The 8,525-nt window shown below is 71.0% G+C and carries 9 protein-coding genes; 2 read left to right on the plus strand and 7 right to left on the minus strand.

Annotated elements, in window-relative coordinates; genetic code table 11:
- Positions 1-224 precede the first annotated feature (224 nt).
- Positions 225-833, minus strand: coding sequence for an ATP-binding protein (locus tag EST92_RS29455; RefSeq protein WP_129283754.1), 609 nt, complete (start codon positions 831-833; stop codon positions 225-227).
- 283 nt (positions 834-1,116) lie between these two features.
- Between EST92_RS29455 and EST92_RS29460 the strand changes: the two genes are divergently transcribed.
- The gene (locus tag EST92_RS29460; protein ID WP_129283748.1) at positions 1,117-1,521 is read left to right on the plus strand and encodes a hypothetical protein; all 405 of its coding nucleotides are present in this window, start codon (positions 1,117-1,119) and stop codon (positions 1,519-1,521) included.
- A 227-nt stretch (positions 1,522-1,748) separates the two neighbouring features.
- On the opposite strand, the gene EST92_RS29465 is transcribed toward EST92_RS29460, so the two are convergent.
- The 6 genes from EST92_RS29465 to deoC all read right to left on the minus strand — a co-directional run bounded on the left by EST92_RS29465 (position 1,749) and on the right by deoC (position 7,521).
- Positions 1,749-2,519 carry a hypothetical protein gene (locus EST92_RS29465; RefSeq protein ID WP_129283749.1) on the minus strand — a complete coding sequence of 257 codons (771 nt, stop codon included), beginning with the start codon at positions 2,517-2,519 and terminating at the stop codon, positions 1,749-1,751.
- A gap of 31 nt (positions 2,520-2,550) precedes the next feature.
- Positions 2,551-3,732 carry a WXG100 family type VII secretion target gene (locus EST92_RS29470; RefSeq protein ID WP_129283750.1) on the minus strand — a complete coding sequence of 394 codons (1,182 nt, stop codon included), beginning with the start codon at positions 3,730-3,732 and terminating at the stop codon, positions 2,551-2,553.
- Positions 3,729-4,058, minus strand: a complete 330-nt coding sequence (locus tag EST92_RS29475; protein WP_129283751.1) for a hypothetical protein — start codon at positions 4,056-4,058, stop codon at positions 3,729-3,731. The genes EST92_RS29470 and EST92_RS29475 overlap by 4 nt, the downstream gene beginning before the upstream one ends.
- Positions 4,059-4,200: 142 nt before the next feature.
- Entirely contained in the window at positions 4,201-5,067 is an 867-nt protein-coding gene (locus EST92_RS29480) for an aldehyde dehydrogenase family protein (protein ID WP_161981792.1), read from the minus strand.
- A complete protein-coding gene (locus tag EST92_RS29485; protein ID WP_129283752.1) occupies positions 5,067-6,518 on the minus strand; it encodes an aldehyde dehydrogenase family protein in 1,452 nt (483 codons plus the stop codon). Before EST92_RS29485 ends, EST92_RS29480 begins: the two co-directional genes overlap by 1 nt.
- 7 nt (positions 6,519-6,525) lie before the next feature.
- Positions 6,526-7,521: a deoxyribose-phosphate aldolase gene (gene deoC, locus EST92_RS29490; protein WP_174244170.1), complete on the minus strand. Its 996-nt coding sequence runs from the start codon at positions 7,519-7,521 to the stop codon at positions 6,526-6,528.
- A gap of 260 nt (positions 7,522-7,781) precedes the next feature.
- Here deoC and EST92_RS29495 point away from each other — a divergent pair, with 260 nt between their 5' ends.
- Positions 7,782-8,411, plus strand: a complete 630-nt coding sequence (locus tag EST92_RS29495; protein ID WP_129283753.1) for a PH domain-containing protein — start codon at positions 7,782-7,784, stop codon at positions 8,409-8,411.
- Positions 8,412-8,525: the final 114 nt, after the last annotated feature.

Genomic DNA, 8,525 nt, shown 5'->3' on the forward strand with positions numbered 1-8,525 from the left:
CTCGGTGACGGCCGGACGTATCGGGGGATACGGGGGAGCACGGGGGAGCACGGGGGAAGAAAAAGCGGGTTCGGACGACCGGGGGGGCCGTCCGAACCCGCTTCTTCGTGCGTACGCGGCCACGGCCGAAGCCGATCGGCGCACCCGGCACCCGCCCGAAGCGATCGGCGGACCCGGCGGAAGCCGGCCGGCGCACCGGCGCCCGGCCCGAAAGCGGTCGTGACTCAGGAACGCGCCGCCGCACCCACCGCATCCGCATGGGTCGCCCGCGCGGCCGATATCCGGGCCAGCGCCTCCGGCTTGGCGCAGGGGTGTGCGCCCAGCGCGGTGAGCCGGGCGACGATCGACCGCTCGGCGCGCATCAACCGCAGTCCGCGGCGCACCAGATACGGCGCCGGCTTACGGCCCTCGCGCAGATCCCGGGCCAGCCGGCGGCGGAACGTGGTGGACGGGCGCCCGCGCAGACACAGCGCGTCGGCCAGCAGCCCCGCCGCGCGGCACCGTGCGAGGACATCGGCGGCGAAGACCCCCTCCGCGAGGAACAGCGGCGCACCGCCCAGGTCCAGACCCGCCGCGCCGACCCGGGCACTGGTCGCGATGTCGTACACCGGAACGTCGGCGCGCCCCGTACGGCACAGCGCCTCGATGGCCGCGACCGCGGCTTCGGCGTCCCAGGAGAGCGGCGAGTCCCAGTCGGCGCCGCCACCGTCGGGCAGTTGCGGCAGGGTCGGGTCCGTCCCCTCCTTGTAGAAGTCGTCGAGCGTGAGGACGGGCAGACCACTGCACGCGGCCAGGGACGACTTGCCGGAGCCCGAGGGGCCGGTCAGCAGCACGACCCGGGCGGGAGGGCCGCCCTGCTCATGGGGGTCCTCCCGCCCGAACGCAGCCGAGGGTGGGGGAGGAGTCGAGCGCTCGGGGGAGGGCGGCCGGGAGGAGGAGTGAAGGCTCACGGGCAGCCATTGTCGCGCATTGGCCCGTGTGGGGTACCCCTGGCGCGCGAGGTGGATCGGCCCCCGCCCCTCAACTACGCTACGCAGTCAACCGATTACCGAGCCGCTCTCGCTCGCACCTTTCGTACAGCACTTCGACCGCTTCGACCCCACAGGCAGGTGGCACATGCCCTCCCACGCACGTCCCAAGCCCAGCCGCATCCCGCGCACCCTGCTGCGCGTCGGCCTGGTGATCTCCGCGGCCGGTGCGGCGATCGCGGCGGGCGGTGCGGCAACGGCGAGCGCCGCCCCCGCGTCCGCCACCGAACGCAGCACCGACTCCGGCGCCACGGCCTCCGCGCTGACCGGCGCACTGCTGCACTCCGCGGCCGGCGGCGTCGGCCCGGTCAAGAACCTCAAGGTGGACCCGCTGGCCAACACCTCCGTCGACCCGCTCGCCAACGCCGTGGGCACCCAGATCGCCGACTTCAAGCCGGTGGGCACCAGCATGGTGACCGGCCCCCTCTCCAGCGGCAGCACGCTCAGGACCCTGCCGCTGGTGGGGACGGTGACGAGGGTGCTGCCGGGGTGAGGGACGGGCGGCGGACGGCACGGCCCGCCCCCGGCGCCTGTGGGCAGCTCGGCCCGGCCGTCGGCCCGAACGTCGGGGCGCCCGGAGGTGGGCGGGCACGAGCGGGAGATCCGGGTACTCGTGGTAGTCCCAGGCATCCCGTAGCACTTCGCCCGGGTGGAGGAACTGGCGGCAGGGCGTTGCATGGTCCGTCTTCGGCACGCGGTCAGCTCCCCCGGAACATGTGATCAGACGCCTTGGTGGAAGGCGGCGACAATGCCCTCCATGTTCGCGCGGTGCAGACTGCCCAGGGCGATCCACGAACCGTCGATGAAGGTGACGTCGAACCGTCCCTTGGTGATGGCCTTCGAATGCGCGGTGACCCGGGCGATGTTCGAACGGGGCACCGCCACCCCGAGATCACACTTCGGGGTGCCGTTCAGCCAGCTCTTGTTGCGGTCCACGAGCACGATCAGCCGGCGGTCGGTCAGCGCCTGAAATCTGGGCTCGTCGCCCGCGTTCGTCAGATCGACCAGGAAACGCCCGGCCATGCTCGACCAGCCGCCCTCCATGGGCTTGCCGTACATCATGCGCTCGATGGCGTCGGACGCGGCGTCCTCGATCGTGTCCTGAATTTCGAACACCGCCTCGCTGAGGTCGCGGTCCGGCCGCCTCCTGCCCTGGCCGCCGAAGTCTCCGGCGGCATACGTGGCGACGGATTCGCCCTCTTTGCCGACGGGCCGCGGCGCGCTGTTGCCGGCGGACCCGCTGACGGCCCGCGTCACGGGGTTGTTCGCCAGTCGGTTGCTGATCGCCGGGCCCAGCGGCTTCGTCACCTTGCCCAGAGCGTTCCCCAGCGCGCCCCGCACCCGCTGTTCGAGAGGGGACGGGGGGCGCGGGGTGCGCAGCTCGGCAGGGACGAAGGGCAGCGCCGCATTGTGGCAGTAGTCCGAGGCGATGATCAGCCTTTCCCCCGGCTGGAGGTAAGGGGGAAAACAGTCGCGGTAAAACGGCTTCATCCGGTGCCGCTCCTTTCGTCCGGTGTGCGGCTCAGCCGAACGGGTTGTCGGGATCGCGGGGCGCGGTCGTCCGGGCCGGCGCCGGCATGGTGGTCACTCCGGGATTCTCCTCGACGGCCGGTTCGCGGTAGCGGCTGAGTGGGTCCTGGGCGACGGGCTCGTCGGGCAGCGACGCGAACCCCGGGTCCGGGGCGGTGGGGCGTCCGCCGCCCAGCGGGGAGACCGGCTCCTGGACGTGGCGCGAGGGGGCGAAGTCCGGCGCGGGCGGCAGGTGCACCTCGCTGTGCGTGGGCCGGGAAGAACCGAAGTCGGGCAGCGGCGAGCTGTTGTCGCCGGACGAGGAGGACTTGTCGCCGGTCAGGAACTCATCCACCTTCTCGGCCGCGTGATCGACGGCGACTCCCGCCGCGGCGCCCAGTGGGGTGCCGCTGAAACCGAGGCCGCCCATCCCGATGGCGGCGCCCGCCTTCAGCGGGGTCTTGATGGCCTTGAGCGCCTTCTTGGCGCCCTGTCCCATCAGGAACGCCTCCCTCTCCACCGGGTCGCTCATGTGCTTCCAGGTCCAGGGCTTGATCTTCTTGACCTTGGAGAGCTTCGTCAACTTCTTCGCCCGCTTGAGCAACTTCAGAATGTTGGAGAGGGACTTGAGGTTGCTGCCGAGCTTGTACACCACTTCGGCGATACGGCTCGTGGCGACGCTGGCCTCGGTCGCGGCCATCGCGGCCTCGCCGGCCCATGAGAGACCCGCGGTCACGACGGTCAGGGCCAACGCCGCTGCCAGTGTGATCAGGGCCCACTCGATGAGCTCCTGGATGATGGCCTCGACCATCTCCTGGGCGAACTGGGCCTGCTCGGCAGCCCCCTCCAGGACCTCGGCCGTCTTGTCCATGTCATTGGCTTCCGCCTCCATGGCGGTTTCCAGCTCGGCGAGATAGTTCTGGAGTGCCTCGGCGGCCTCACCGGTCCACTCGTGCGCGAGATCCGAACGGTCGCGCCGCTGGTCGGCCACGACGTCCCGGAGGTCGGCGGCCTTGTCGCGCCACAGCTTGGCCGCTTCCTTGAGCGTCTCGGGGTCGCCGGTCACGAACTCCAGCTGGTCTGCGAGCGGTTCGACGAGCGGACGCATGATCTCGTCCACGAGACCGCTCATCCCGCTCATCCAGTCGTTGACCTTGTTGTAGGCGCCGACTGCCGTCGATGCGGGCCCGCTCATCGGCTGCCACCCTCGTGGTGCACGCTGTTCAACGCCCGGACGGTCTCGTCATCGCTGTCCTGGTAGGACCGCGCGGTGGTCGTGACGCCCTCGCTGATCTTCTCCTGCAAGGTGGCGATGTCCTCGAGGGTTTCCAGGGTGTCCTCCTGGCGTTCCTCGTAGTCCTTGCTGATCTCCTCCGACTCCGGAAGCTTCCCGAAAGCCTCGCGGTGCACGGAGTGGGAGGCGAGGCCGCTGCGGATGGACCGCACCTTCTCGGCCCGCTGATCGGCGCTCCTGGCGAACTTGTGCAGCGCTTCCTGGGCAGCGCTGAATTGCTCCGGCACGAAATCTCCCCCGTTGAACGTCGATGGCGTGCTGTGAGGTCAATCGTAGTTAAAGGATCGGACAGCCGTGCGGGGCCCCGCCCCAAGGCGAGACCCCGCACAGGCATTTGTGACGGCACGTCATAACGCCGCCAGAGCAGGGCTAAACGCCCATCGGGTGCCACACCGTCTTCGTCTCCAGGAAGCTCATCAGCCGGCCGGTGCCGGGGTCCGCGGACCAGTTCACCGGCGCCGGGCGCAGCACCCGCTTGAGGTTGTCGGCCGCGGCCACCTCCAGCTCCTTCGCCAACTCCTCGCCGGCACCCGCGAGATCCAGGGCATTGACGTCCTGATGGGCGGCGAGCGGCGCGGCGATCTCCGCCGTACGGCCCGAGAGGATGTTCACCACACCGCCGGGGAGGTCGGACGTGGCGAGCACCTCGGCCAGCGAAAGGGCGGGCAGCGGGGCACCCTCGGCGGCCACCACGACCACCGTGTTACCGGTGACGACCGCCGGAGCGATCACCGACACCAGACCGAGGAACGACGAATCCTGCGGCGCCACGACCGCGACGACACCGGTCGGCTCGGGGGAGGACAGGTTGAAGTACGGGCCCGCCACCGGGTTGGCGCCCCCCGCGATCTGGGCGACCTTGTCGGACCAGCCCGCGTACCAGACCCAGCGATCGACCGCCGCGTCCACCTGCGCCGTGGCCTTCGCCTTCGACAGCCCCTCGGCCGCGGCCACCTCCGCCACGAACTGGTCGCGGCGGCCCTCCAGCATCTCGGCGACGCGGTAAAGGACCTGCCCGCGGTTGTAGGCCGTCGCACCCGACCAGCCGCCGAACGCCTTACGGGCGGCGACCACCGCGTCCCGGGCATCCTTGCGGGAGGCCAGCGGCGCATTGGCGAGCCATGTGCCCTTGGAGTCGGTCACCTCGTACACCCGCCCGCTCTCGGACCGGGGGAACTTCCCCCCGACGTACAGCTTGTAGGTCTTGAGCACACTCAAGCGGTCAACAGTGTTCATCAGCGCGCGCCCTCCGGGCTCGACGGGGCGAGGTACGCCTCCAGACCGTGCCGGCCGCCCTCGCGGCCGTAGCCCGACTCCTGGTAGCCGCCGAACGGCGAGGCCGGGTCGAACTTGTTGAACGTGTTGGACCAGATGACGCCCGCACGCAGCTTGTTCGCCATCCACAGCATCCGCGAGCCCTTCTCCGTCCAGATGCCCGCGGACAGGCCGTACGGGGTGTTGTTCGCCTTCTCCACGGCCTCCGCGGGCGTGCGGAACGTCAGCACCGACAGCACCGGGCCGAAGATCTCCTCACGGGCGATGCGGTGCGCCTGCGTGACGCCCGTGAACAGCGTCGGGGCGAACCAGTAGCCGGTGGTGGGCAGCTCACACGACGGGGACCAGCGCTCGGCGCCCTCGGCCTCGCCCGCCTCGGCCAGCGCGGTGATCCGGGCCAGCTGCTCCGCGGAGTTGATCGCGCCGATGTCGGTGTTCTTGTCGAGCGGGTCACCCACCCGCAGGGTCCGCATCCGGCGCTTGAGGGCGTCCAGCAGCTCCTCGGCCACCGACTCCTGGACCAGCAGCCGCGAGCCCGCGCAGCACACCTGGCCCTGGTTGAAGAAGATGCCGTTGACGATGCCCTCGACGGCCTGGTCGAGCGGCGCGTCGTCGAAGACGATGTTCGCCGCCTTGCCGCCCAGCTCCAGGGTCACCTTCTTGTCGCTGCCGGCGACCGTACGGGCGATGGCCTTGCCGACCTCGGTGGAGCCGGTGAAGGCGACCTTGTCGACGCCGGGGTGGGCCACCAGGGCGGCGCCCGTGGAGCCGTCGCCCGTCAGGATGTTGACGACGCCCTTCGGCAGGTCCGCCTGGCGGCAGATGTCCGCGAAGAACAGCGCGGACAGCGGCGTCGTCTCGGCGGGCTTGAGGACGACCGTATTGCCGGTCGCCAGCGCCGGAGCGATCTTCCACGCCAGCATGAGGAGGGGGAAGTTCCACGGGATGACCTGGCCCGCGACGCCAAGGGGGCGCGGGTTCGGGCCGTAGCCCGCGTGGTCGAGCTTGTCGGCCCAGCCCGCGTAGTAGAAGAAGTGCGCGGCCACCAGCGGCAGATCGGCGTCCCGGGACTCCCGGATCGGCTTGCCGTTGTCCAGCGACTCCAGCACGGCCAGCTCGCGCGAGCGCTCCTGAACGAGCCGGGCGATCCGGAACAGGTACTTGGCCCGCTCGGCGCCGGGCAGCGCGGACCACTTCTCGAAGGCCTTGCGGGCGGCCTTCACGGCACGGTCGACGTCCTCGGCGCTCGCCTGGGCGACCTCGGAGAGGACCTCCTCCGACGACGGGGAGACGGTCTTGAAGACCTTGCCGTCATGGGCCGGCACGAACTCGCCGTCGACGAACAGGCCGTAGGACGGCGCGATGTCGACGACCGCGCGCGATTCGGGTGCGGGTGCGTAATCGAAGGTCATGGGAGCCTCAGTCCACCGTGACGTAGTCGGGGCCGGAGTAGCGGCCGGTGCTGAGCTTCTGGCGCTGCATCAGCAGGTCGTTGAGGAGGCTGGAGGCGCCGAAGCGGAACCAGTCGGCGGTCAGCCAGGGCTCGCCCAGCGTCTCGTTGACCATCACCAGGTACTTGAGCGCGTCCTTGGTCGTACGGATACCGCCGGCCGGCTTCACCCCGACCTGGACACCGGTCGTGGCGTGGAAGTCGCGGACCGCCTCCAGCATCAGGAGGGTGACCGGCGGGGTGGCGTTGACGGCGACCTTGCCGGTGGAGGTCTTGATGAAGTCGGCGCCCGCGAGCATCGCCAGCCAGGAGACCCGGCGGACGTTGTCGTACGTCTGGAGCTCGCCGGTCTCGAAGATGACCTTGAGGTGGGCGGCGCTCCCGTCGGGCCGGGCACACGCTTCCTTGACGGCCTTGATCTCCTCGAAGACGTCCATGTACCGGCCGGAGAGGAAGGCGCCCCGGTCGATCACCATGTCGATCTCGTCGGCGCCGGCCGCCACCGCGTCCCGGGTGTCGGCGAGCTTGACCGGCAGCGCGGCCCGGCCCGCCGGGAAGGCGGTGGCGACGGACGCGACGTGGATCCCCGAGCCGCCGAGCGCCTCCTTGGCCGTCGCGACCATGTCCGGGTAGACGCAGATCGCCGCGACCTTGGGGCAGCCGCGGTCGGTGGGGTCGGGGTGGATGCCCTTGGCGCACAGCGCCCGGACCTTGCCCGGGGTGTCCGCGCCTTCGAGCGTCGTCAGGTCGATCATCGAGAGGGCGAGATCGATGGCGTACGCCTTCGCCGTCGTCTTGATCGAGCGGGTACCGAGGGTGGCGGCGCGGGCTTCGAGGCCGACCGCGTCGACCCCCGGGAGGCCGTGGAGGAAGCGGCGCAGCGCACCGTCGTCGGCGGTCACGTCCGCCATTGACGCCAGACGCCCCGCGGCTTCCTTGCCGTATGCGGGAACAGTGATGGGCATGGTCACGAGGGGAGCATATCTACGCGCGTAGCGCCATGTCATCCCCCTGGACGGTCCGAATCCGGCCGGTGCGCGCGGGCACCCGACACCGGGGCGCCTGCTGGCGTGCCTGGTGCGGTGCTTGGTGGCGGGCACCGGAACCGGCCGCCACCAGGACCCGGACACCTCCGACGCACGCTCCGGCGCACGCCCGACGCACGCCCCCGAATGATGCCGTAACGCAATGTCCGGCATCCGGACGGTCCGGCAGAATCGGCGGCATGACGAGCCAGGACCGGTCCACCCCGCCGCAACAGCAGTACGCGGAGCGCAGCTACCGCTCGCCCGCGGCCCTCGCCGGCGGCGCACTGCTCCTCCTGCTCGGCCTCTGGCTCGGCGGCGACGCACTACTGCGCGGCGATGCCCACACCCGCCTCACGGCGCTCTTCGCCCTGCTCCTCGGCGTACCGCTGGTGACCGCCTTCACCCTTCGGCCCCTGGTCAGGGCGGGCGAGGACCGGCTGACGGTGCGTAACCCGTTCCGTACGATCACGCTGCCCTGGGACGCGGTCGAGGGCCTGCGGGCGGGCTACTCCACCGAAGTGATCACCGGCGACGGCACCTACCAGCTGTGGGCCATCCCCGTCTCTCTGCGACAGCGCAAGAAGGCCGGCCGGCAGGCGACGCGCGGCACCGCGCCCCCCACCCGCTTCGGTCCGCACGCCGATGCCGGCCCCGTCCCGCGCGCCATGGCCGACCAGGCCCTCGACGAACTGCGCGAGGTCAAGGAACGCGCCACCCGCCGCGAGAACCCCGAGCCCCAGGGCGAACCGGTGGTGCGCTGGTCGTACCCGGTCCTCGCACCGATCGTGGCGGGGGCGGTGGGGCTCGCGGTGATGATCGCGGTCTGAGCGCCTGAGGCGGGGAATCCGAGCGTCTGCGGCGGGGAATCCGAGCGTCTGCGGCGGGGAACCTGAGCGTCTTGGCGCGGGAGGGGCCGTGCGGATGCCGGATGCCGGAATGCC

The organism is Streptomyces sp. TM32 (genome assembly GCF_004122755.1).
GTDB classification, from domain to species: Bacteria; Actinomycetota; Actinomycetes; order Streptomycetales; family Streptomycetaceae; genus Streptomyces; species Streptomyces sioyaensis.